Annotated in this window: 18 protein-coding genes; 3 read left to right on the forward strand and 15 right to left on the reverse strand. The window is 44.6% G+C overall.

All coding sequences use genetic code 11. The features are described 5' to 3' along the window. Nucleotides 1-36: 36 nt before the first annotated feature. From ACDJ58_RS15680 to ACDJ58_RS15730, 11 genes are all read right to left on the reverse strand, one after another. Nucleotides 37-3,132 (reverse strand): alpha-mannosidase, encoded by a 3,096-nt coding sequence (locus tag ACDJ58_RS15680; RefSeq protein WP_413371805.1) that lies wholly within the window; start codon nucleotides 3,130-3,132, stop codon nucleotides 37-39. Nucleotides 3,133-3,301: 169 nt separating this feature from the next. Further along, entirely contained in the window at nucleotides 3,302-4,663 is a 1,362-nt protein-coding gene (locus ACDJ58_RS15685; RefSeq protein ID WP_413371806.1) for an ABC transporter substrate-binding protein, read from the reverse strand. A 134-nt stretch (nucleotides 4,664-4,797) separates the two neighbouring features. Further along, nucleotides 4,798-5,775 carry a carbohydrate ABC transporter permease gene (locus tag ACDJ58_RS15690; RefSeq protein WP_413371807.1) on the reverse strand — a complete coding sequence of 326 codons (978 nt, stop codon included), beginning with the start codon at nucleotides 5,773-5,775 and terminating at the stop codon, nucleotides 4,798-4,800. Then, complete coding sequence (locus ACDJ58_RS15695) at nucleotides 5,772-6,668, reverse strand: carbohydrate ABC transporter permease (RefSeq protein ID WP_413371809.1); 897 nt, start codon at nucleotides 6,666-6,668, stop codon at nucleotides 5,772-5,774. Before ACDJ58_RS15695 ends, ACDJ58_RS15690 begins: the two co-directional genes overlap by 4 nt. Next, nucleotides 6,665-8,836, reverse strand: a complete 2,172-nt coding sequence (locus tag ACDJ58_RS15700; protein ID WP_413371810.1) for a DUF5696 domain-containing protein — start codon at nucleotides 8,834-8,836, stop codon at nucleotides 6,665-6,667. The genes ACDJ58_RS15695 and ACDJ58_RS15700 overlap by 4 nt, the downstream gene beginning before the upstream one ends. 46 nt (nucleotides 8,837-8,882) lie before the next feature. Next, complete coding sequence (locus ACDJ58_RS15705) at nucleotides 8,883-10,898, reverse strand: YIP1 family protein (protein WP_413371811.1); 2,016 nt, start codon at nucleotides 10,896-10,898, stop codon at nucleotides 8,883-8,885. A 28-nt stretch (nucleotides 10,899-10,926) separates the two neighbouring features. Beyond that, entirely contained in the window at nucleotides 10,927-11,793 is an 867-nt protein-coding gene (locus ACDJ58_RS15710) for a carbohydrate ABC transporter permease (protein WP_413371812.1), read from the reverse strand. 2 nt (nucleotides 11,794-11,795) lie between these two features. Further along, nucleotides 11,796-12,701: a carbohydrate ABC transporter permease gene (locus ACDJ58_RS15715; protein ID WP_413371813.1), complete on the reverse strand. Its 906-nt coding sequence runs from the start codon at nucleotides 12,699-12,701 to the stop codon at nucleotides 11,796-11,798. Nucleotides 12,702-12,763: 62 nt separating this feature from the next. Next, nucleotides 12,764-15,721, reverse strand: a complete 2,958-nt coding sequence (locus ACDJ58_RS15720) for an extracellular solute-binding protein (protein WP_413371814.1) — start codon at nucleotides 15,719-15,721, stop codon at nucleotides 12,764-12,766. After that, entirely contained in the window at nucleotides 15,718-16,836 is a 1,119-nt protein-coding gene (locus ACDJ58_RS15725) for an ABC transporter ATP-binding protein (RefSeq protein WP_413371815.1), read from the reverse strand. The genes ACDJ58_RS15720 and ACDJ58_RS15725 overlap by 4 nt, the downstream gene beginning before the upstream one ends. A 287-nt stretch (nucleotides 16,837-17,123) precedes the next feature. After that, on the reverse strand, nucleotides 17,124-17,798 hold the full coding sequence (locus tag ACDJ58_RS15730; protein ID WP_413371816.1) for a nitroreductase family protein: 675 nt from the start codon (nucleotides 17,796-17,798) through the stop codon (nucleotides 17,124-17,126). 189 nt (nucleotides 17,799-17,987) lie between these two features. Here ACDJ58_RS15730 and ACDJ58_RS15735 point away from each other — a divergent pair, with 189 nt between their 5' ends. After that, nucleotides 17,988-18,584 carry a TetR/AcrR family transcriptional regulator gene (locus ACDJ58_RS15735; RefSeq protein WP_413371817.1) on the forward strand — a complete coding sequence of 199 codons (597 nt, stop codon included), beginning with the start codon at nucleotides 17,988-17,990 and terminating at the stop codon, nucleotides 18,582-18,584. A gap of 294 nt (nucleotides 18,585-18,878) precedes the next feature. Here ACDJ58_RS15735 and ACDJ58_RS15740 read toward each other — a convergent pair whose 3' ends face one another. Then, nucleotides 18,879-19,784 carry a LysR family transcriptional regulator gene (locus tag ACDJ58_RS15740; RefSeq protein WP_413371818.1) on the reverse strand — a complete coding sequence of 302 codons (906 nt, stop codon included), beginning with the start codon at nucleotides 19,782-19,784 and terminating at the stop codon, nucleotides 18,879-18,881. Between the two features lie 130 nt (nucleotides 19,785-19,914). Here ACDJ58_RS15740 and ACDJ58_RS15745 point away from each other — a divergent pair, with 130 nt between their 5' ends. Further along, nucleotides 19,915-20,940 (forward strand): alpha/beta fold hydrolase, encoded by a 1,026-nt coding sequence (locus ACDJ58_RS15745; RefSeq protein WP_413371819.1) that lies wholly within the window; start codon nucleotides 19,915-19,917, stop codon nucleotides 20,938-20,940. 122 nt (nucleotides 20,941-21,062) lie between these two features. Here the strand turns inward: ACDJ58_RS15745 and ACDJ58_RS15750 are convergent, their stop codons facing one another. Next, complete coding sequence (locus ACDJ58_RS15750) at nucleotides 21,063-21,491, reverse strand: MarR family winged helix-turn-helix transcriptional regulator (RefSeq protein ID WP_413371820.1); 429 nt, start codon at nucleotides 21,489-21,491, stop codon at nucleotides 21,063-21,065. Nucleotides 21,492-21,649: 158 nt separating this feature from the next. Here ACDJ58_RS15750 and ACDJ58_RS15755 point away from each other — a divergent pair, with 158 nt between their 5' ends. Then, a complete protein-coding gene (locus tag ACDJ58_RS15755; RefSeq protein ID WP_413371822.1) occupies nucleotides 21,650-22,960 on the forward strand; it encodes an amidohydrolase family protein in 1,311 nt (436 codons plus the stop codon). Between the two features lie 329 nt (nucleotides 22,961-23,289). On the opposite strand, the gene ACDJ58_RS15760 is transcribed toward ACDJ58_RS15755, so the two are convergent. Continuing rightward, on the reverse strand, nucleotides 23,290-24,276 hold the full coding sequence (locus ACDJ58_RS15760) for a glycoside hydrolase family 43 protein (RefSeq protein WP_413371823.1): 987 nt from the start codon (nucleotides 24,274-24,276) through the stop codon (nucleotides 23,290-23,292). Between the two features lie 83 nt (nucleotides 24,277-24,359). Further along, nucleotides 24,360-25,382 (reverse strand): endo-1,4-beta-xylanase, encoded by a 1,023-nt coding sequence (locus tag ACDJ58_RS15765; protein ID WP_413371824.1) that lies wholly within the window; start codon nucleotides 25,380-25,382, stop codon nucleotides 24,360-24,362.

Here is a 25,382-nt window from a genome sequence, read left to right on the forward strand (position 1 = left end):
TAATTCTATTTAACATTCAACCATCACTGTTTTATTTTAATAACTCACCTTTATTGTCTTGATTTCAAACGGTTTGAAAACAAGGTTCATATTAGAATCCAAGCTTTCTAGCGTTTCTTCCAACATATTAGTTATTTCCATTTTGTCAAAAGAGATATTTAAATTCCAAGAGGTGATTGTGTATGCTCCTTCTGCCTCATACATTCGAATGACAAATCCTCTATCATTATTCTCTAACGGTTTGATAGCTTCCACGAGAATATTATCAGCCTCTATCGATAAAAGACTATTTTGCTGAAATTCCCCTGCCAAAATAAGCGGCTTCATATTGAATTGATATGCAGGATGCACAACATTTTTCGCACAAAAGCTACCATCATGAGGTAAGAAAGAATAACTGCATTCATGTAAGCCTTTATCCCCTCGAGGGTCTGGACGATTACCTCCCTTATGTAGCGAAAGTTGCATGCTTGAATTTTCCACACTGATTCCATACTTACAATCATTCAATAAGGTGGCCCCATACCTTGCTTCGGACAGATCCGTAAATTTATGATTAACCACTTCAAATTTGGCTTTTTCCATAGAATTATTTCTTGTTGTTGGTCGTTCAATATATCCAAACTGTATTTCCTGTTTTGCAGTATTCGTAAAAATAGATGTATCAAAAGCTGTTTTCAAGAAACGATGTTCGTCTTGCCAATCAATCAGAGTATCGAACCTCACTTGCAGACTGTCACTATAGATCACCATATCCTGAATGATGGTTGTTTTCGCTGTAATTTGATACTTGCTTCGAATACGTATTTCAAGAGGGCCATTAGAAATCAATTCTCTTGAAATCATTGCAGCAGTATCCGCGAATTTATACTGGCTATCCACATCCAGATCCCAATTATCCCATGCAGTCGGAACATCCTCGGCTATAAGGAAGGTATTGAATGCGTAGCCTTCACCACGAAGTTCCCTCTTGGCTTTTTTGTCAAAGAATGATTCAATATAACCCTTTTCATTAAAACTTACTTTGATTAACGGCGTTTCTAATTGATTCCCATCCAAACTAAACGCTGCTTCACCATCAGGCGCACCTTCCTCCAGTTTTAACACGATGCTAGAGAAAGCAGGAATCATAACTTTTACGGCTAGTTTCTTGTTCCCGTGAATGTCGGCAGTCACTTGTTGAAGATAATCTCCTTGCACCTTTAAACCGTCAGTATAATCAAGATAAACTACTTCACTCCGGTCAAAAGATAAGGTATTGATAACCGTCCTGGATAGTGGTCTGTTCTTAGGTTTAATCAATTCTTGAATGTACTCGGCCGATTTTTCAATGATTGCAGATGTTTCAGCTAAGGATTCATCATGGACTCGAGCAATACTTGTACCTGGCAAAATATCATGAAATTGATTAACCAGCATATCTTCCATTAGTGGACGGATTTTCTCGTCACTGGCTATTATATTTTTCCTAATGGCTTCCCGTACCGTTACATACTCTAGGTTTCTTAAAGAAATTTCGGCCAATCTGTTATTCCTTTTGATATTATGTTGATTGGTTAATGTTCCGCGGTGTAGCTCCAAATATAGTTCTCCACTGAAAATGGACGGATCTATTGCAGTTTCTTCGAGTTCTTTCATGAACTCACTTACTGTAGTGTGCTTTGCTTTAGGAATGCCTTCTAAATCCCTAACACGACGTGCCATTTCAATCATTTCAAATTGTGGACCTCCACCGCCGTCACCAAAACCATAGGCTAATAACCTTTGGTTTATAACGGATTTTTCCTTAATTCCCCTCATATCTCCCCCCGCAACATAATCTACCAAGCTTGCAGCATCAGGCCATATATGAGTTCGATTAAAATGAACGAAAACTCTCGATCCGTCTAATCCTTTCCAAATAAAGGTGTCATACGGGAATACATTCGTATCATTCCAGTCCATTTTCGTTGTCAAAAAATATTTTATTCCGCAGCCCTTCATAATTTGAGGCAAAGAAGCGCTATAGCCGAACGTATCCGGTAACCAGAAACAATCCGAACGGTAATTAAAATTCTCCTGCGTGTATCGTTGTCCCCAAATAAATTGGCGGATTAAATATTCACCATTAGGCAAATTACAGTCACTTTCGATCCAAACCCCTCCATTGGGTTCATACCTGCCGTTTATAACCTGTTCTTTGATACCTTCAAATACTTCAGGATAATGCCGCTGAACCATTGCTGTATGGTATGCGGAACTTTGTACAAATTTATATTCATCGTACTGTTTCATAAGGTTTAATTGATTGGCATAGGTGCGAGTACATTTCTTCAATGTCTCGTCTTTATGCCACAACCACGCTGTATCCATGTGGGAGTGTCCAATAATTCCGGCACTTGGTGCGGATATAGAATTTTGATTTTTTAGTAGGTTTTGCAGAATCGGATGTGCTTTTCGTATAGCGCCCATAAAAGTATCGTAATCTACATTGTCGTAATCGTAGTACAATACTTTATGCACTTCGACTAGCTGGGCAACGATATTGCTTCTAACGAAGTTGTTAGAATCCAATTTAGCAACAACTTGATTAAGTGTTTTTAAATCAAAATAGAATTCGCAAATTTCATCATTCTTGGTGCAAATGTCAACGCTTTCATATACATAAGTAAAGTTTCCTTGACTCTCTGTCTCCAGAGGTGCTACACCCGGAAAATCATGATGAGCATAGACTTCTAAAGCGATCTCTATATTCTCGCCACCTTTAACCTGGTGTTTTAACATGTCGCAATAATGGTTACCATGGCTGTTCACAATGATTTTGGAGCAGAAAATTCCAGACGGTACACCGTCGACCCACATCATCATTTCATATCCACCGATGTGAGGATACAAATATAAATTTTGTCCGGCGAGATTACTGAGTACTTTGTAGCTTCCTTTAAACCAGCAGTATGTTTTTTCTCCTTCCCAAATATCCCCCTTCTTGCAATCCTTAAAATTCGATTCGTCTGGAATCGAATATAGAGATTCAGTTGTATGGTATTTCTTCATCGGCACTTCATCCACTTTGGTAAACATAAGAGGTTCAATGGTCTTGGTAAAGCGAACTAACTTCCCGAGCATCCGTTCTAATTGTCTATCTGGCATCATATGAGTACCCTCCATAACATGATTTGGTAGGCTAGCATTCATTGTTACTTCAAGCATGAGCGGAGAAATTCCTGTCAATTCAACGATTTCGTTCTCTCTTTTATCTTATATAACACCAAGTAGAATAACCGCTGATCATAGGACCAACGGCTATTATTTTCACTTCAGGTTACTTCAGACTTTCGCGTAACTCTAGCGTTTTTTTGTTCCAGGCTTCGGTTTCCGGAATGATATCGTTAATATCACGATCTCCGAAAATAATATCGTTCAAGAGGTTATTATAGTTGTATTCTCTCCATCCCACTACGGTCAAACCAGACTGGATTCTAGCGTTTTGCTGTGCAATTTTTACCGCTTCAATGTTCTTACCCTCCCATATTGGAGCTTCATCGTAATAAGCGGTGATTTCCGGATCGTTGACCGATGCATTTGCCCCTTGGTCAATCTTCCATTTCTGCGCTTCTGGCGTGAATTGGAAGCTGAGCCACAGGAACGCGGCCTCCTTTTGTTTGGAGCCTGCGAGCATGGCGAGCGGTCCATAAATGGAATACCCCGGCTGGCTCACTTTCCCTTTAGGGAACGGAAGCACATCCCATTGAAATGGCGCCTTCTCCTTCAATGTCGGAAGTACCCAATCGCCGCCAATTGCAAAACCTGTTTTACCGTTTATGAAATCCTTAGTCACATTTCCGTCTGCTTCTGCGGCTGCGTTACTCTGCATGGAGCCATCCTTGGTAACCAGCTCCTGGAACCACTTCACTTCGTTCATGATCTCCGGCGTACTCAGCAAACTCTGTGTCATATCTTCGTTCATGTATTGGTGGTTCGCAGCATAACCATCCGCGATCGCTTTACTGGAGAGCATGCGCATTTGAATTTCTGGTTGGCTAGTCACTCCATACTCGCCTGCATTCGAATCGGTAATCTGCTTAGCAATATTTCGAAAATCATCGTAGGTCCAATCATTTGAAGGCATATCGACGCCATGCTTGGCAAGTAAATCTTTGTTCACCAAGATCCACATCGGTACATCGACCATCGGTATCGCAAGCCTTTTGCTGTTGAACGTCATGGTGTCCAAGAAACCCTCAGGAAATTTGGCATTCTGGAAAATTTCGCTTTCTTCAATGTAAGGTGTTAAATCTTCAATGAGACCCCCCTGCTCAAAAGCCACCAAATCGGTATCGATCTCGGTCACATCGGCCGGCGTTCCGGCAGCTTCAAGTGATGCAATGATTTCCATGATCGGTTGCTTATTGACCGGAATTTGCTCAATGGTTATCCAAGGATATTTTTGATGGAACAGTTCATATAAATCGTCATAAGTGCCCTCTTTCCAGGAAATGAACTTCAGCGTAACCGGCTCCCGGTCCCCATCCTGACCCGGCTCCGTTACTACAGTGTCATTCCCCGCTGGTGGTGAACTCTCCTTATTCCCGCTAGTTCCTGAATTTCCGCTGCATCCCGCCAACATAAAAGTCAGAGACAAGACTGCAGCCAATATCGATGTTCCTAACCGTTTCTTTTTCAAGCTTTTCCCTCCCCATTTGATCTTATTTGTGATCATTCCTTCAGAGATACAGACCGCCCACAGCCACTACCGGCCAGCATTCCCCCTTTCCAGTGAATTCAAAGTTATAATCGCTATACCTCCCCATTAGTGATCTACTCTACAATTCCAGTTCGTTCAATTCCGGTGATGAACCAGCGCTGAAGGAACATGAAGATCAACATTGGCGGGAAAATAATAAGGAATGCCGCTGCCATTTTGGTCCCTTCCGTAACCGGGTTATTAACCGACTCCTGGCTGCTGAGCAGAGAGGGATTCAACACTTCTTCCAGATTGTCCAGACGTATCGACAAGGGTGTAAATCCCTTGGCCAAAAACATGGATGGTTCATAATACATGTTCCAATACCAGATGAAGGAGAACAGAAAGACGACCAGACAGGCGGACTGAGCCAGTGGCAGCATAATTCGGAAGTAAAGTCGGGCTGCAGATGCACCGTCAAGCTTCGCCGCTTCTTCAAGGCTAGGGGGCTGGGATTTGAAGAACTGGCGGAATATGAGAATAAACAGCGCTCCCTTTAAACCCTGGCCGAAGATCGCTGGTACCAGGAATACAAACAACGAATTTAGTAGTCCTAACTTGCTGAAAATAACATACAGCGGAATAATGATGACCTGTGGAGGTATAAGAAAGGTCAACAATACCAGTGCTGTAATTAGTCCTTTGAAGGGGATTGCTAGCCGTGCAAGTGCATATCCGGTCATAGAACAGATCAGCACCTGTACAAGTGAACAAGTAAGAGCAATCACCGCCGTATTCCGCAGCGCTTCCGGGTATTGCAATCCCTCGTAAGCCTTTGTCATGTTCTCCCATGTAACGACGCGGGGGATCCATTTCACAGACGGGTCCAACAGGTCGCTGACCGTCTTTAGCATCGTGGTGATCATGTAGAGAAGTGGCTGCAGATACAAATACGCCACAATAGACAGCAGCACATAAATGATCAGTTTAGCCAGCAATCCGTCTGACAAATTCCTGCCCATAAGCAGAGCTTTAAGCCTTTGCGACTCTCTCCGCCACAGCAGATCTCTTGCATAATTTTTGGCCCGATCGAACCATAGTTCTTCTTTCATGATCTTCTCCCCCTCTGGCGCATGCTATGGCTGAACATTCCTAGTACTATCGCGATCAGGACAAAGATGAATCCGAAATAGATCCAGGCCAACGCACTTGCATATCCGTATCCGGTATCCACTTTGAACATATTGTCGCGAATATGCTTCAGCACCGGATTGAGAGGGAAGGTGAATAGGTCTATGATGGTATACAGCACATTAAGGCTTATGAACGGAATGCTGGCAGGCAGCGTTATTTTCCAGAAGCTGTCCCAAGGCGATGCCCCATCAATCCGTACTGCTTCATAAATGGATGGCGATATCGTCTGAAATCCGGCGATAAAGATCAAGATCTGTACCCCCGAATACCAGAGAATTAGGACAACGCGCCCCAGCACTTCCATGATCATCTTCGCCATTTCGCCTCCGACATATTGCTTCACTAACGGTTCCAGATTGTATTGATCCAGAAAAGGGATATCGCCTGCCCCCTGCGTAAACAGCTCCGACAACACCTGACCAGTGGCGAAGATGACAGGTAGAAAGAATAAAGCGCGATAGATGAACCTTCCGGGAAACTTCTGATTCAGCAGCAGCGAAATAAGCAAAGCGAAGATGACGATAATCGGAACCATCAACAACATTTGCTGAAAATAGGTGATCATCTCGATCGGGAACACATTGTCCTTTAGGAAAGCATCCCGGTAATTTTGAATGCCGATCCAATCATACTTAAATCCGCCTGGCACCACCGCCACCTTGTGCAAGGACATGAACATTGACCAACCGATGGGTATGGCTACGAACACACTGAATCCGATCATCCAGGGCAGCATGAAAAGCAAGCCGACGCCATAGCGCTTGAAGTGGTACTGAACCGCCTTCTTCTTGTGTTCTTGCAACTTGCTCATTGGGCAGCCCCTTTCTCCACCTTGAAGCTCTTGGCTGCATAATCCACAATGACGCGAGTTCCATTCTCATACGTGGTCATATAACGCTCATCACTTATTTGCTCGTGATCAACAATCCTAAGCGAATAAAGATCGCTTAAGCTATCAAATCGTCCGTATTCCTCCACAATGCGGCTCTCCCACTTGTCGAACCTGCTGCTGTATAGCCCATATACAGGTGTGTTTTTCAGCTTCCGGGAGTCATCATGAGTGACGAAAAAGGATGGCAGCGCTCCATATTCTATCGCCTTCAAAAATTCAGTATCCTCATCATCGCGCAAATTTCCTGCTTCGAATGTGTAAGGTACGTTGCCATGCAGTGCGATTGGGTAAAACGGAACGGTCTCATCGATCATGAAATCATAACTGGAGGAGGATGCCATTCCGTCAATGAAATCAGTGCTGCCAAGCACATAAGCATTGCCGCGTTCAACGCTAGCCGATCCCAACTCCTTGCGGGTGTAATCAAGTAAACCGTTGTATACGGTCTTCGTATATTCTCTTGTACGGATGCCGGACAACTCATAATCATGCACAAGAATCTCGCCCAATCCGCTGTAATGGATCCCATGCACTCCAATATCTTTTAGCTTGTCGATGGTCTTTGCTGCACTTACTGCGGTGTATACTGGTTTAGCAAGATACCACCCATCAATGTTATAAGCCGTGCCATCAATACCGCGGATGGCATCTGTTTTGCCAGAGAATGATGACTCGCTATCCACCCATAGGAAATCCTCTTGGAAAGCAACATCAATACCGGATTTCTTCATCGAAGCGACGAAGGATTTAGCTCCAGCCTCCCCTCCGAGCGAACTCTCAATTGGGAAACGCTTCTCCATGTTGTAATCGCCCTCGTTCTGCCAGCCATAAAATATCGTCTTAAGCGAAGCGACACCCTGCTGTTGCAGCCGCTCTGCAATCTCAGTCGCTTGATCAAACGTAGTGGTAGCAACATATTGCACTCTTCCAAAAGCTTTCTCATAATTTCCGCCCATCAATTTCAGGTAGAGGGGTATATGCTCTACCGGTTGCAAAGCTTCTCCCAACTGGCCGGATTCTTGTAGATAATCTCGGTAGGCATTCGCCATTCCGACATAAGAAGCTTGCTCCCCATTCAGAAAGCGGTACTCTACCTCACGGTCCAGGTCCAATTTTTGCTTCTGAATGGCCTTGCTTGGTGTAGCCAACCTGCTCATTCTGTATAAATACTCTTCTCGGTATATTTGACTCGAGTACACATTGTAGAAGGATGAGCGTTGTCCAGGTGCCATTGCGACTACATTAGCAGAATCCTCGCCCTTCCTCATGACAGCGACATAAGCATGATCTCCCCGTTTCAACCCGAATACCGGATAAGCGATATCCTCTCTGTTCTGAACCATTAAATTGATATTCCCTGCATTGGTCAGTTCCTGGCCATACACCTGATGGATATACCCTCTGGACAGGCTTGCCTTTGCCGTATCATAGCGGATCAGTCCGCCAGGACCATCAGGCACAAATAAATATCCATCTTCACTAGCCATAGCAGCGCCGAAATGAGGCAGGACATCCAGTGAAAACAACACGTGATCTCCTTCTTCGCGGATGCCTGCTGCCGGCACTTTGACCTTTAATCCGGATTCCGTCAATTCGTATTGAATAGCAAAACCGATGCGTTTGTCAGGAAACCAGTATTGAATTTGAAGTCCTTTCATACCACGGATCATCGTCGTCTCTAAACCGGGCGCTTTACTGTTCAAAGTTTCCCTAACCGTTTGATCTGCCCCTTGCGTACGTACATGGGTTAATACAAACGGGGACTGCAAATTATCCAACAGTTGCCCCTTGACGGTCTCATCCGCGAGCTCAACTTCAGTCGGATTGCTGGTCCAACGGTATCCACTGCTTTTGTCCAGAACGTAGATTTGAGTATTGAGCGGATTCACATACAGAGTGTACTGATCGTTATCTACCGCAATTGCATAACCATCTGCTTGTGTAGCAGGCTCCCATCTTTCACCTTGATAGAGGGGATCTTTCTCTGGCAGCAGCATTTGCATTCCAGTAGCGGCAAAACTCTCCGTTGTACTCTGCTGCCATGGTTTTATCACCAACATGACCAGCATCAGGCCAAGCACCAGCACAATGATGGCGGACCACCCTGCCCTATTCCATTTTCGTTTGAGTGTGTTATAGATTGATGTTCACCTCTTTGTAAAGCTCATAGAAAAAGTCATACAGATTAAAGGACAATCCGAATATAATGAAGCCAAACATCCAGATCGTCAGAATCGCAAACACAGTAACGGCCGAGTTTTTGATCGTTTCCACAAATTCAAAATTGTGAATTACTTGCGTCATCACAAAGAACATTGAGAGAAGCCACAGTACCATCACCATATTCATCGCATGAATGATGATCGCTTCATCCAGTGAGACGATGTTGGACAATAACAGTAGTGGAATCGAGAAGAATACGTAGGGTGAGAGCGCATACACACTTCCTTGAATTACTTCCCGGAATTTACCCTCACCGTCTTTAACACTGCAAACTAAGTAATTGGCAACAATCCAGGTGATCCAAGGTAGGATGAAGAACCCCATCTCTTTCAGTAAATTAACTTCTGAGAGTTCTACTGGATGAAAGAGGAACCCAGTCCAGTAGATTGTGCACAATTTGATGGCCAGGACGAGAAACAGCAGTGCTATCGTAATCCATGGTGCAATTCTCGCTTCCTTGATCCGGTAGAATCCTTCATATGGATGAAACATCACATAACTGAAATTTTTTAAATCAGCCAGAGGCTGCTGCCAGCGCTCGGAAAGCGGCTGCTTCCGAAGGTATGCGCGTAATCCGCGTATACCAAAATGGAGGAAGAGTCCACCCCCTATTAGGCTATATATCAGGATCATAAAGTGGTTCTGCAACCAGTCTAGCCTCAGCTTCCAGAATGCTTTGGAGTAGCCTTCCGTATCAAAGGCTGCCTTCATAAACATCAACGCATCATCGTTCCGTCCTTCATGTAGAAGCACTTTTCCTAATCCTTGAAAGGTCCCGTTATACATATCGTTACGGGCGTACACGGCTTCCCAGTAAGGCTTGCTTTGCTCGTATTTCCCTTCTGCATACAAAGCTAGCGCTTTCAGGACATCCCGCCCCAAATCAGTACGCACATATTTGTGGACGGTATTCGTACCGCTGTCCGAGATCCAGATCGCATGATGGCTGTCCACCCCGATGCCTGTCGGATAACCCAATATGCCATACTGCTGCGTATCTTTACTGACAAGACCAAACTCAAACATCGCTTCCCCATTACGGTCGTACAAATTGATGTGCATAGAGTCAAGGTCAATATTGTAAAGAAATGCATCAGCATCAATCGCAACATCAACAATACCGTGACCGTTCTCTAACGTCTTATTTTTGAATATGTCCACGCCACCTGCATTCAACTTGCGGATGGCTCCCTTCCCCTCACCGCCAGCAGTCGAGGTAAAGATAAAGCCGTCTTTGTCTAGCGAGACATTCGTAATCGGTTTAGGAAGCGCAGCCTTCTCCTTGGCCAATTGATCTTTATTCAGAACCAGTTTCTTCAACCAGTTGAGCATAGATTGATCAGCTTTATTAGCACCGAAGTAACCCATGAATTCACCTTGGGGATTTAACCGTACAAGTCCTTGATAAGATGAATTCAGTTGTATGTACATGACACCCCGACGATCAACGATCAACTTGACGGGCACAAAGTGCTCGGATCCCATTAATGGTGTATCCGGTTTTTTGAAATCACGCTGAAACACCCCGTTTTGATCAAATACCGCGATCCTCTGATTACCTGAATCTGCAACATACACTGCATGCTCCGGTGTCACAAATACACCTTCCGGTGAAGACAACTGTCCTGATCCTTCTTCTTCACCGATCGTACGCAGCAGGCTACCATCCTGATCCAGCACTACGATTCGGTTCTGCTTCTTATCTGCGATGTAGACCTTGTCGTCTGAGGCGACGTCAAGGTCTACCGGTTCCCCGAAGTCGGCGGAATAGGCGCCTGCTGGTCTATAAATCGGCTGAATTTGGAACCAGTTAGACTGGTTACTGTCATAATAAGCCGTCCAGTATGGAAGACTTGCCGAAGCTGCCCTCGGCAGAACGGTTAACGCAATCAAGCCTATGAGTGCCATTGATAACCATTTTTTCATCGCGATTCTACTTCCTTTACTGATGACTTTACTTAATACCGGAATGGACCATTGTCTCCAATACCTTGCGTTGGAAGAGCAGGAAGATGATCAAATTTGGAATGAAGATGAGCAGTCCGGCTGCTGCTGCCATATTCTGTCCTGCGACATTGTTCTGCAGTCCGCTAAGCAGACTATTCACATAGAACGGTAATGTACGCATTGCCTCTTTTTGCATGAACAAAGTTGAGGTCTCGACATCGCCCCACACATTTTGAAAAGTAAGAATGGATATCGTTGCAATGGCTGGAACGGATAAAGGGAGAATGATTCGTCTGAATATGCCGAAATGACTGGCTCCGTCAATCTTAGCAGCCTCCATCAGATCATTTGGAATCTGAGAAATAAATCCGACCAGCATGAACACCGCTACCGGTGATGCAAGCGAAGGTAAGATGTGTCCGAAATACGTATTGTTCAGTCCAAGAGCGCTGATGACCAGATAACGTGGAATGGAAACAGTTTCGGGTGCGAACATAAGGGAAAGCGTGATCATTCCCATAATGAGTTTCTTGAAATGGAACTGATATTTTGCCAATACATAACCTGCCATTGTACTGACCATGATTACACTGATCAGTGTAAATGACACAACAATCATACTGTTAAACAGGTAACGGGTGAACGGTACCATGGCATTGGAAGCATGAAGAAACAACGTCTCAAAGTTATTTAGTGTCGGCTGTTGTACAAAGAATTGAGGTGGAAACAAAAACAATTCATTTTGCGGTTTAAAGGCATGATTGAAAATAAATACAATGGGCAAAGACATAAATACTGCCAGGCAAGTAAACAACAAGATCAGGATGACATCGAAGGATGATACTGAACGGAGCTTGCGTAATTTGGCTATCATAATTACAGCTCCTCCTTCGAGTTGAACAGCCGATATGCAAACCTCATCACAAAATAGCTGAACAACAGCAGCATGACCGACACTGCAGAAGCATAACCAAGTTCAAACCGGATGAATGCATAATCGTCGACATGATTAATAATCAGATGACCCGCATACTGCGGAGTCACCGCCATACCCGTAAGCTGGGTCGAAATACTGCCTGCCTTCAGTGTAGACACGATGGTCATGACGGCACTGAATAACATCTGTGGCTTCATCGATGGGATGGTGATATAGAATACTTCCTGGAGCCGATTGGAGAGGCCGTCGATGCGACCGGCCTCATACAGCTCGCGATTGACCGTTTGCAATCCGGCAAGCATCGCCAGAAAGCCTACGCTGAAACTCATCCATAAGGAGACCATAATCATAATAGGAAGCAAATACTTGGGATCTTGCAGCCAGGTGATTTGGGAGTCAATCCAGCCCATTCGCAGTAAAAAATTATTAAGATACCCGACCCTGTCTCCGCTGAACGCTGCGATCCAAACGACCGATAATGCTACCCCACCGGCCATAGAGGGTGCATAGAACACTAATGTATAGTAATCCCTGACCCGCAGAGGCAGCTGATGGATCAGCCAGGCGAAGAAGAACGATAGAATATAGCCACCCGGCCCAACAATTAATGCAAACAGAAATGTATTCGGAAGTGCTTTGGTCAAGAAAATAATATCTTGCGTAAATAATGCGATAAAATTGTCAAAACCGATAAAATTCAGACTTCCAAACCCATCATAAGATGTAAAACTGAGTGTGGCCGCCATCACGACGGGAATGACGATAAATACGAGAAAGCAGATCAGAAACGGTGCCAGAAAAAGATAACAGAAAGCATCTTTTCTAAGCTCTCTCAGAAAACGCATCCACTTTGACACCAAAAGTGAAGGTCGCTTAGCTGGGTGTAACACGGGAAAAACCTCTGTTTTCACGATTCTGTGTCCTCCCATACGTAGGGCTCTGTAATCTGTGGAATATTTAAACTTCTGCCCATGATACCGAAGTTCCGCTGTCTGCGGTCCATCTCCCGTTGCAGGGACAAATGCGCTTCTTCCAATGATTCATCCGCTGGTATGCCGTCAAATACTGTTCGGTTCCATGCAAAATCCATCTCCCTGCCCAAGAAATAGTATCCCGGTACATTCGGCATGTTCAATGCCCAACTGGCTTGTTCCCGAATAGCTTTCAAATCATCAGAAGGCCAGTTTAGCGATTCCATCGCGTTTACGTTGGCTGTATTCCAGCGGTATTCGATACCATAAAATGATTCCATATCCGCAGCATACCGAGATTGCACTTCTCCTGAAGTCCACCACTTCAGAAATTCCCAGGCTTTGTCTTTCTGCTCGCTTTTTTTCATGATCATGGCGCCAGTTAAGCCTTGAGGAGACCAGCGCACAACCTCACCATTTTCCTGCTTAATTCCAGGTAACGGAGCGACCTTCCAATGTCCTGTAATTTCCGGAGCAGCTACTTGTAACTGGACATAGGTGTTAAAATCAGATATCCCAATCGGAATATCCCCATCCCGAAAGTGCTGAAAGAAAGCCGGGATATCAATGGGCAAATTGTATTTGGTAAACATCTCGGTCCATAATTTAAATGCTTGTTGTCCAGTGTCGCTGAATATATTAGATTTCAGACCGTCTTTTGTGTAAGGGTCGGTACCATGTTCCAGAAACAATGTGGAATAGTCACCTTTTGGCACGTTCATGGTCATCCCATTCTCTTGCAGAGTGGGTAGGATATCAAACACATCGTCCCAGGTATCTGGCACTTCTAAATCCAGTCTTTCAAGTATGTCCGAGCGGTAGAACAACAATTGAAAATTCTGTACTTCTGGCAGTCCATAAGTTCCACCATCATACATCAGAGCTCTGGTAACACCCGGTATGAACTGATTCATCACGTCATCAAAACCCGGATACTGTGATAAATCCTCGACAGCATTCCGCATGGCATAATCTGCCGGTGTCGATTCTCCGACTCCTAGTGCAATATCAGGAACTTCTCCTGCTGCATTGCCAAGGATTAGCATGTTGGGATTTGGCATAAGATTGATATTGACTTCAATCCCTGTCTTTGGCGTGAAATCCTGGCTAACCAGTTCGCGCAATAAATCAACATAATCCCGCCCTCGTCCGACCCAGATCGTCAACGCACCTTCTTCTTCTGGCCCTCCGAGATCATAATCTACATAGAAGGAACGTGAGAAGTCCGCTAAGGAATAAGGTATCCGCGAGAGTGCAGTAGGCTCTTTGAGGCCTGTCTTAGCATCCGGTTTCCGCACAACTAGATAATCGAGAAGCAACGGTTGCTTGGTCAGAGTCGACATCCATGTCCCAATATTGGCTTGTATCGTGGAGAATTCTTTGATTTTGCTAGGAATTTCGTTCACATCGCCCAGCATATCCTCCAGAATGGTGACCGAAGCTTTAATGGCCTGTGATAGATCTGAATCCCTCTCATTGACCGAATTCGTATAGAGGCGAATCATATTCAACCGGTCTGTAATGGCTTGAAGCTTGTTCTCAACTTCCGGATCGTACTTTTTCATCTCCCATGTCCGGGTTGAGTCAATATTGGAATCGGACGCGCTCTTGCTGTAGTTTCCGGTAATCAACCTCATCTCACGGTCAAAAGAGGCGATCTGTAACAAAGTATCTTTAAGGGCAATCAATATTGGCTGCATACTTGATGAATCCGCGGTCATGCGTATAGAGTGCTTTCCTTGTTCAAGATAGAATTTGAAGGGTTCCCCGGAAATATTAGATAGGGTCGTAATTTCAAATTCCTTATGATAATCAATTGCGTAGTTCAGCATCTCCTTGAAAGGAACTTTACCGTCAATGGAGATGGTACGATAAGCTTTAAATCCTGAACGATAGTTCTGGAAGTTCTTGAGATCAATCTCGTACCAACCGTTTGTTGGCACTTCAATATCCCATTCCACCCATTCACCTGGTAAGTTCCAGTGGGTTCCACCAAGCACATTATAGGTGATCCGTCCCTTGGGATCCGGTGATATGTAGGGCTCTGCCCAATGATCAGTCTGAATCGATAGATGTGATTTGCGTTCAAATTGCTCTGCTTCCCTCACCATGTACCAGTCGGAAGCATCCGATGCTGAAGGATATGCCCCCTTATATTCCTCATACGGTTTGACATGCTCCTGACTTTGGAATGACAGTTGTTGCAAAGCAACTCCACCCCGTTCGCCCACTAGTCTTAGCGTGTGTTCCCCTCGCTCCAGCCGAAACAACAACGGACGGGAGGAAACCGAATAATCTGATACCGCTTTGCTTGTCCATTCGTTCAGTTCCGTCTGTTGTGGTCTTACCTGCATGCCTAGTTCGTTGCGGTCATACGGATACTTAGCATCCTTCCACATCCGTTCCAACTCAACACGTTCCGACTCCTCGAAGGGGTAACTGCCATCAATCATTACTCCCCGGATCACGGAACTGTTACTGCCCGCCAAGGGCTTATAATCCAAATGAAGTTCATACCAGCCGGCTTTCGCTACATGAAATGTCCAATCTACTGACCCTGCTTCGTTATGCCAGTTGAGCACCGTTTTTCCGTCTTCCTTCGATTGACTGAGTTTGGTTATCGGTGCTGCTGTGTCATATTGACTAGGATTGATCCGTATTTCATTCCCTTTTTCTCCAGAACGTTCTTGTTCGCTTACTCCCTGCATCAGGATGGCATAAGGGTTTTTATCGCCTGCTGGCTGGAATTGAAGCAGCTGATCAGCTGTGACACTACCAGAGTAAACAACCTGTTCCTCGGATGTCATCCACCGGATAACTCCAACAACCAAGGCAGCAACGATCAGTATTTGTATCGGAATGCGAAGATAGCGGGGAAATGGACGCTTCTTCATGTTTCATCTCTCCCAAATACAAGTTCCGTAGTCTCATCAAAAAAATGTATCTTGTTCATTTGAAGTCCAACCGATACGATCTCATCCGTTTCATATCGTGTGACTGGTTCTGTTCTAACAATTAGCCTGATATGCCCAAGCTGGATGTAGACATAAGAATCGGCACCAGTCTCCTCAGTCATCTGTACAATGCCTGGTAGGAATGAAGGATCATCAATACGTCCACGGCGAAGTGAGATGTGTTCTGGCCTCACGCCCAGAATGACGTTTCTAACCGCTCCAGATTTCCGTTCTAATCGAGAGACACCGTTTTCTGGAAGAAGCAGTCTCATCCGTTTGTTGGAGAAGTAATAGAACCCATCACTCACTTCGATCGTGCCCTTAATGAAATTCATTTGGGGAGAACCAATGAAGCCTGCTACGAAAACATTCGCAGGTTCATCATAGAGCTTTCTTGGGGGGGCGACTTGTTGAATAACCCCATCTTTCATCACAACAATACGTGATCCCATCGTCATTGCTTCCACCTGATCATGCGTGACATAAACGGTTGTCCGTCTTAGTTCCTGCTGAAGCTTGATCAGCTCTGCACGTGTCTGTGCTCTAAGCTTGGCGTCCAGATTGGATAGAGGTTCATCCATCAAGAATACTTGTGGTTCTCTTGCAATGGCTCTACCAAGGGCCACCCGCTGCTTTTGGCCTCCAGATAACTGACTTGGTTTGCGGTCCAATAGATGCGAGATTTCCAGTATCGAGGCTACCCGTTTAACACGGGTATCAATCTCATGTTTCGCGGTCTTGCGCAATTTCAGACCAAGTGCAATGTTCTCCAGTACAGACAGATTGGGATAGAGGGCATAATTCTGAAAGACCATGGCTATGTCCCGGTCTTTTGGCGAGACATAATTAATGAATTTCCCATCCAGGTATAACTCTCCGCTGCTGATTTCCTCTAACCCGGCCAGCATACGCAGCGTTGTTGACTTTCCGCATCCAGATGGTCCTACCAGGACGAGGAATTCCCCTTCATCAATCGTTAAATGAAAGTCGTTGACGGCTGGGCGGGATTCGCCTTTATACCGTTTAAATACATGATCAAAAGTAATGCCTCCCACCTATTCTCACCTCTCCCTTACTCAACTTCCGTTTGTATTCTCAATGGTAGCGCAAACATTTCCAGTAAAAAATGAGATAAAATTAATCTTTGTAGTTCATTCTTAATCTGTATTTCAAAACAGCAACTAAAGATAACAAAAGCCCGTGTATGGAGCCACTGATCAGTGGCTCCATACACGGGCTTAGTTAAAAGATTGAGATTAGTCTTTAAAATATTTAGCTATCTAGACAATAACGCCACTGTCTGCATGATGAGAATATATAGGACTTCAACAACGCTCACACGTTATCCATCGTGATCTTCCTTAGGCATTTCGTTAAAAAAAGCTACATCATCGACTGCCAGCCTTACCGTCGGATGACCGGGCTTCGCCGCCTTGCCGATAGCGATCAGCATAATCGGAACGTAGCGTTCTGATATACAGAAAGCTTCCATGAACTTTTGTTTATCGTAGCCGCCCATCGATACCGTGTCGTAGCCTTTAGCCCGGGCGACAAGCATGAGTTGCATCGATACTAGCCCGCCGTCAGTATACAATTTTTCGCGGATAGCCTCGGGCGGCATGCTCGAATACATCCCGGTATAACGGTCCACGAACGATTTAGCCGTCTCTGCAGGCATGTAACCCGCATCGACCGTCATTCCGTATATTTTTTCGGCCAATTTATAACATTCTAAATCTCCAAGTACCGCAATGACAGCCGAAGCCTCGACCACTTGCTGTTGATTGAATGCAATCGGAAGCAGCTTCTGCTTCAGCTCCGGCGAGTCGATTACGAGAAAACGCGACGGCTGCAGGTTAGCGGCTGAAGGAGCCAACGTGGCTTGCCGCAATATTTCGGTCAATTCCTCCCTCGAAATCTTGATCTCGGGATCATAACTACGAACCGACCGGCGTTCTCCAATAACATCAAAAAAAAGTTGTTGCTCCATCGTTAGTGACGGTTGTGAAGCTGACATGGTTCTCTCCTCCTTTTGGAAAAGCAGCGTTCTGCTTTGGTTTCAATACAACATGAGTAGTTTGAACAACACTTGTTGTATTTGTATGTTATAATACCAACCGAATGGTGCGCAATCATCAATAACCGTAAACTGTTGGATAGACAACATCACTTCTATAATGTCGTTTTATGAGGGGAGATTTTAACGATGACAAATAAAAAGAATGAAGCTGATCCTCGTGTGATACGTACACGGCGACTCCTTCAAGACGCTTTTGCTTCATTAATTCAAGAAAAAGATTTTGAATCGATCACCGTCAGGGATATAGCAGAGCGGGCTACTGTTAACAGAGCGACTTTTTATGCGCACTTTGTTGATAAGTTTGAAATTCTTGAGACCAAACTAATGGAATCATTTATGACAATCATAGATCGTAGAATAGACGGTCACGAAGTGTTAAATGAAGAAACTATTCAGAGTATTTTTCTAGGTGTGTGCGATTTTCATGAGGGTCTAAGCACGATGTGTAAAAGAAGGTATACATCGCTTGGATCTGTATTCGAAATTCAAATAAAGGAAAAAATCCAATCGATACTTCTTTCCTTTATAGACAAAGACAAGATGCCATCGAGTCCAAACGCACACCTACTAATAAATACAGCTTCTATCATGTTAAGTTGGGGGATGTATGGGGCGGCTTACGTTTGGAACAATGAGGGGCGTCCATCAAGTGCGGAATCATTCGTTAAACAGACCATGCCCTTAATAATGAACGGAGCCAAGGAACTAAAATCGCTAATTTAGCGACTTTCAAGAGAACCCTATTTTTGCCCCACGACATAACGGATATTAACAGTATAAAAATTCTTTTAGATTCATTATTCCACTCATCGTTTATCTTTTTTCCCATTATGATCGTATCTGTTCTAGGGTTACCGAAACCTTCTCATCACCTTTTTTATTAATCAAAGCAACTTCAAAATCAGATAACCATTTAAGTTCACCCAGATGTCTAGCATAGGCGAATTCATCTGGTAGTTCTGATATGACCCTCTCCTTAGATTCCTTTCATGAGCGTTGTCTTTGGAGTTCACCCTCTTATGAGCCAGATACTTCTTCCGTTTTTAACTCACTCTTTGCTGTATGGATGAAGGCAGCCATTGATGGAGAAATCCATTTCTCACGATGCCAGAGCATCTGTGCGGAAAAGGATACATCCGATAAATCCCATGGTAAAGCAACTAGCCTACCCTCTCTTAATTCTTCCTTCAAAGCCATCTTAGGCAACAGAGCAATCCCAAGACCAGCCACAGCGCATTGTTTAATTGCTTCTACACTATGAAACTCCAGTTCTGTCAAAGCATCGGCGCCTTTTTTCAATAAGGACTGGTTAAAATGAGTGCGATAAGAACAGTTTTTTTCAGTCAACAAAAAGTGCTGTTTGTGAAAGTCATCAATGATCAATGAAGAGCGAGTTGCTAACATATGATCTGGAGAAACCACCATTTTAAAATACTCATCTTTCAAAAATTCTGAATGAAGGTCTTTGGCTCCAACGAATTCATCCAATACAAATATCACATCTGCAAGCCCTTCTCTTAGGCTATTTCTAAGCCCTTGTCCGGACAAGGGACGAAACAAAAGGCGAACGTCTGGGAAGTCTTCACGGAAACATTTAAACAAAGCAGGAAGAAAGTATGCACAAAGAACTTCGTCCGCTCCGATAGTAACGGTTCCTGTCGTTTCCCCGTGCTGACTTGATACAGACTTGGCCTCTTCTACATCGTTCAAAATTTTAGTAGCATAAGGCAAGAATTGTTGGCCTGCATCCGTTAACATGACATTCTTGCCTAATCGATCCAGCAATTTCACGCCCAATTCTTCCTCCAAGGATTTGATTTGCATGGTTATGGTGAATGGTACATAGCTCAATAGTTCAGCAGTCCGACTAAAGCTGCGCGTAGAAGCAAGAGTCCAAAAGGTTTTTAGTTGACGTATTTCCATTAATCGAACACCTTCTTTGTTCAATAAAATTGAATGTTATATTCAAAAACGTTTCGTTGATTTGATGATAAGCGTATTGTAGAGTGAAAATCAAGTTATTACTAATTTGGTTATGAAGGAGCATCTATCAATGAATGATTATGAAACTTATCCCCTTGGAGATATATCGCTTCAATCCGGTCAGCAACTCCCTCAAGCATTTATTGCTTATAAGACCTACGGAACTTTAAATGCCGCAAAGGACAATGCTATTGTGTATCCGACTTGGTTTGCTGGTCTTCACACAGATAATGAATGGTTAATTGGAGAGAACAAGGCACTAGATCCTAATCGATATTTTATCATTGTGCCCAATATGTTAGGTAATGGATTATCGTCCTCTCCTAGTAATACTCCCGCTCCTTTTGGTAAGTCCAATTTCCCACTCATCTCTATGTATGACAATGTACGTTTTCAACATCAACTCATTACTGAAAAATTCGGTATCAGCAAAATTAAGCTGGTTGTGGGCTGGTCTCTGGGAGCAATGCAAGTTTTTCAATGGGGAACGAGTTATCCTGAAATGGTCGAACGTATTGCACCATTTGGCGGAACGGCGAAAACGAGGCCTCTTGCACAAATGGTATTCCAGAGTATGATCGCCGCATTACAAGCGGATTCAAAATGGGAAAAAGGACTTTACAAGCACCCACCTGTTGACGGTCTCGCAGCAATGGGGAGAGTCTATGCCCCTTGGGGATTTTCAAATTCATACTATTTGGAGAAATTGTATCAATCCGAGGGATACAGCTCATTGAAACAATATGTAGAAGAATACTGGGATCAAGTGTTTTTGTCCTTTGATGCTAATGACTTGATTGCCATGTTACGTACAGGAATAAGTGGAGACATTAGCAATAATCACGTGGACTGCTACAACTTCGAACAGGCATTACGTAAAATCTCCTCTCCTGCACTCGTTATGCCGGGGTCAAGTGATTTGTTTTTCACTCCAGAGGACAGTGCGTATGACGTTCAACATATGCCGAATGCTGTATTTCAACCCATAGAATCCAAGTGGGGACACTGCTTTGGAATCGGTGCAAACGAAGCGGATTCACTTGTTATAGATAGTCATCTAAAGCGATTTTTGAAGTTAGGCTTTCAATGGGACTAAAACCTTTAATCATTTTTAAGAATTCCCCCAGGTTCTCTAAATCGTAATCACATGCAAATCCGGGACAACCTATTATCAAAGGAATAAAATTGTCCCCATCATTTCACAGGAAATTTTCTTCTTTATATCGTCTCATTGATTTTGATCAACAATTTCTTTAATACTTGCTTCTCTTCGTCAGTAAGGACTTGGACGATTTCTTCCTCCACCTTTTGGAAAGAGTCTTGGAAGTCTTCAATCAGTTCAACTGCTTTTGGCAGTACGTATATATTTTTTTGCCGTTCATTATTGGCCGGGATTTTACGCTCGATTAACCCTTTTTGCTCTAGAGCTTGAAGCATACTTGTAATGCTGGCCCGACTTAGATGAAACCGATCTGCAAGATCCATTTGAATAATATGACTATTTTGGTTTTCGTAAATATAATCGATTACTTTTCCTTGTTGAGCGTTTAAGCCCAGCTCCTTTATACTCTCGTCCGCTCTTTTCTTTAACTTAAGACCGATAATCTGAAATAAATCCAGATAAGGTGTTTCCTTTCGGGATTTCATAATCGTCCCCCCTGTGATTGTTAGGAATCTAATTGTAAGTAAATAAACTATACAGCGATCCTATTGGCTTGTCAAAAAAACATTAGTTTGTTGACAGTTAGACAACTAACAGTTATTATTCGAATTGTTCGAGACAAAAACACTTGGGAGGAAGTCAAATGGAGAAGGTAACTCAAAATGCTGCGATAGAACAAGTTACAGCGATTACAAATGTACGTATCTTTGATGGGGAGCAAATCATTGCGCCTAGACATGTTGTCATTAAAGGGGAGTCTATTGTTTCAGTCGGTGGAGACCTTCCGGCCGATGCAACGATTATCAATGGAGAAAATGCGACTCTAATGCCTGGTCTGATTGATGCACATGTCCACACTTCCATCGGCGGATTACGAGATGCTCTAAAATTCGGCGTTACCACTGAACTCGAAATGAACGGTGATTTTACTAAACGAGGGCGCGAAATTCAGTTGAAAAATGTGAATGACATCGCAGATGTACGTTCTGCTGGCACAGCAATCACCGCTCCGGGCGGACATCCGGATGAACTATTGCCAGATGGAGATGAAATACCTGAATTCGTATTAAAGGAACTAGAGAAATTATCGGAGGAAGACCGGGAAGCAATGTTAGCCGCATACGCTCACGATCACGATGAAATACCGCAAGTGACAACGGTCGAAGAAGCGATTAAACATGTGCATACCCAAGTCGAGAATGGGGCCGACTATATTAAGATCATGATTGAAGAAGGTACGGTCATGGGTGCACCTGGCCTGCCTGTATTGAGTGACGAGATTCTAAAAACAGCCGTGACAGAAGCCCACAAGTCCGGTAAGCTGGTCATCGCCCACGTCTTGACGGCTCTTTCATCGCAACAAGCCATCGATTTTGGAGTCGACGGTTTGGGCCACTTGTTCATCGACAGACCCGAGTACACCTCCGAGTTAGTGAAATCTATAGCAGGTTCAGGCGCATTTGTTACTCCGTGCTTGGTGTTGAATTCATCGATTATTGGAAATACGGCATCCGAATTAGCGAATGATCCGCGTGTGCATTCCAAATTAAGTCCTGATTGGATTGATATTTTGAACTCAAGCTTCAATACGTTCCCTCAAGGCAATATGGAGAATAGCTTTAAGAATGTGATGGACCTTCACCGTGCTGGAGTTGATATTCTGGTAGGGACAGATGTCGCACCGGTTCCCGTTCCAAACCTCGGCGGCCTTGCTCATGGGGCAAGTGTCCACCACGAGATGCAGTTGCTAGTGAAAGCCGGATTCACTCCGATCGAAGCTCTTCAGTCGGCTACTTCGAAACCGGCCCGTTGCTTTGGTCTTCACGATCGCGGCCGTATTACCGAAGGTGCGCGTGCTGACCTCGTTCTCGTAGACGGTGATCCAACAACTAATATTTCGGATACCTTGTCGATCAAATCCGTGTGGTTTAATGGTTCGCAGCAACTAGGTTAATCCCATTCGATCTGCCCGTATATTGGAAAACTCCGTGCTTTGGCACGGAGTTTTAAGCATTTTCTTCTTCTGCACTACTACAATGTTTCTTCGTCCAACGTCCCCGGTAATCCTCAAAACTCTCCCCATTTTGGATTCTGGCTTGTGGCCTTTCTCCGCTGACATAACAAAAATCCCCTTCGGTATCCAGTGTTTGAGTTCATTGTAACATGTCCTCTTTTTTCACTGTCTACCATGAGGGGATAATACCAGAGGTTATATTGGAATTTGTTCCTTTTCAGGATCTACGGTTACAGAGAAAAGGACATCGGTTCCCATTCACATCCATTTCACTTCTCTGGATACGGATCAATCATGCGAATCGTGCCATTCGGATTGTATGTTAACTCAGCAAACTTGACGCAGCGCTTGTAATCGACGCCGCCGGAAAGGGAACAATCATGATAAAACAGATACCACTTCTCCCGGAATTGTACAATCGAATGATGCGTTGTCCAGCCCATGACCGGCGGCAAGATGGTCCCTTGGAACGTAAACGGTCCCATTGGATTGTCGCCAATGGCGTACACCAGCTTGTGCGTCGTTCCTGTGGAATAGGACAAATAGTATTTTTCATTATATTTGTGCATCCATGGTCCTTCAAAATATCTGCGATCCTCGTCCCCAGCGGTTAGCGGCTTTCCTTCCTGATCCACAATGGATATCTCCAGCGGCTCCGACACCATCGATAGCATATCTTCACTCAGCTTTGCAACTCTTGGTCCGATCGCCGGAGCATCCTGAGCAGGGCCCTCCGTATGTTCCACATAGCTTCCTGTCTGCCATTTTTCCAACTGTCCCCCCCACAGCCCGCCAAAGAGCATATAGACCTGCTGATCCTCGTCCACGTACACAGCGGGATCAATGCTGAAGCTGCCCTGAATATATTGCTCTTCCGGCTTGAATGGTCCTGCCGGAGACGACGACGTAGCCACGCCGATGCGGAAAATGCCATCATGGTCCCGAGCCGGGAAAAACAAATAATAGTTGCCGTTTCTGTACGCAGCATCCGGGGCCCACATCTGACTGGACGCCCAAGGTACATCCTTTACGTGCAGCACCTCGCCATGATCCGTCACGGGTGAATCTGTGTCCGCCATAGACAGCACATGATAATCCTCCATCTTGTACTGATCCCCGTTGTCATTCACCGGACCGTCGTGATCCAGATCATGGGAGGGATAAATATAAATGCGATCCTCGAACACATGAGCTGAGGGATCAGCAGTGAATATATGCGTAACTATAGGTTGATGCGGTTTAGGAAATTTGGACATACAAATGGCTCCTTCCAAAAGATATGCAACCTCGAACATCTCTTCGAGACTGCTAGGGGTTAAACGATATTGATCCGTTCACGTCACTTGGGTACAGCGATTCGCGCAACACGCTGATAGGCTTCCTTCGGACGATGCGACTCATCGAACAGGAATGGCCAGTTTTTCCGCCCTCGGACAGGGAAATTGTCAAGCCAGGTGTAATCGTCGGCAGCCCCCCAGAATGTCACGGCGCTAATATGTTCCTTAAATTCGTGAAGCAGGCGGAAGATAGATTCGTATCGCTCGGCTTGCAATTCCAGCATCTCTTGCGAAGGCCGAACAAGATCCGTACGCTTGTCTTCAAAGCGAAATACTGATACATCCAGTTCAGTGAGCTGGAGCTGCAGGCCAAGCTGCGCATACCGCTCAATCGCGGCGCGCATATCATCCAGGGACGGATCATACAGATTCCAGTGTGCCTGCAGACCGACACCATGAATCGGCACACCTTGATCCAGTAACGAACGAACGAGCCGAAAGATGCGTTCCCTCTTATGCGGATTGGATTCGTTATAATCGTTATAGAACAACAACGCCTGCGGATCTGCTTCATGGGCGAATTCGAACGCTTTGGCAATAAAATCCTCTCCGGCGATATCCAGCCATTTGGATGGCCGCAGTAATGCATTTTCGTCATCTGCATCATCGGAAATAACCTCGTTCACGACATCCCATGCATAGATAACGTCCTTATATCTGCCAACGACGGTCTGAATGTGCGCCTTCATTCTCTCCAACAATACCCCGCGCTCCACCAGCCCACCAGTTTCATTCTCGAACAGCCAATCCGGAGTCTGGTTGTGCCAGACCAGCGTATGCCCGCGCAGCGCCATACCTTGCTCTCTGGCAAAGGAAGCGATGGCATCTGCATCCTCAAACGTATACAGCTCCTGCTGTGGATGCACACTGGAGAATTTCATTTCATTTTCTGCTGTCAGGCTGTTGAAGTGATATGCAAGCAATGAACGCTGACTTTCAATCGTCTTCGGACTCACTGCTGCTCCAATGTGGAACGCATCCTTGTACAATTCCTTCAGTGGAGCCTCTTCTCGAAACGAACCCAT

The sequence above is a fragment of the Paenibacillus taichungensis genome (assembly GCF_047302525.1).
Lineage (GTDB): Bacteria > Bacillota > Bacilli > Paenibacillales > Paenibacillaceae > Paenibacillus > Paenibacillus taichungensis_B.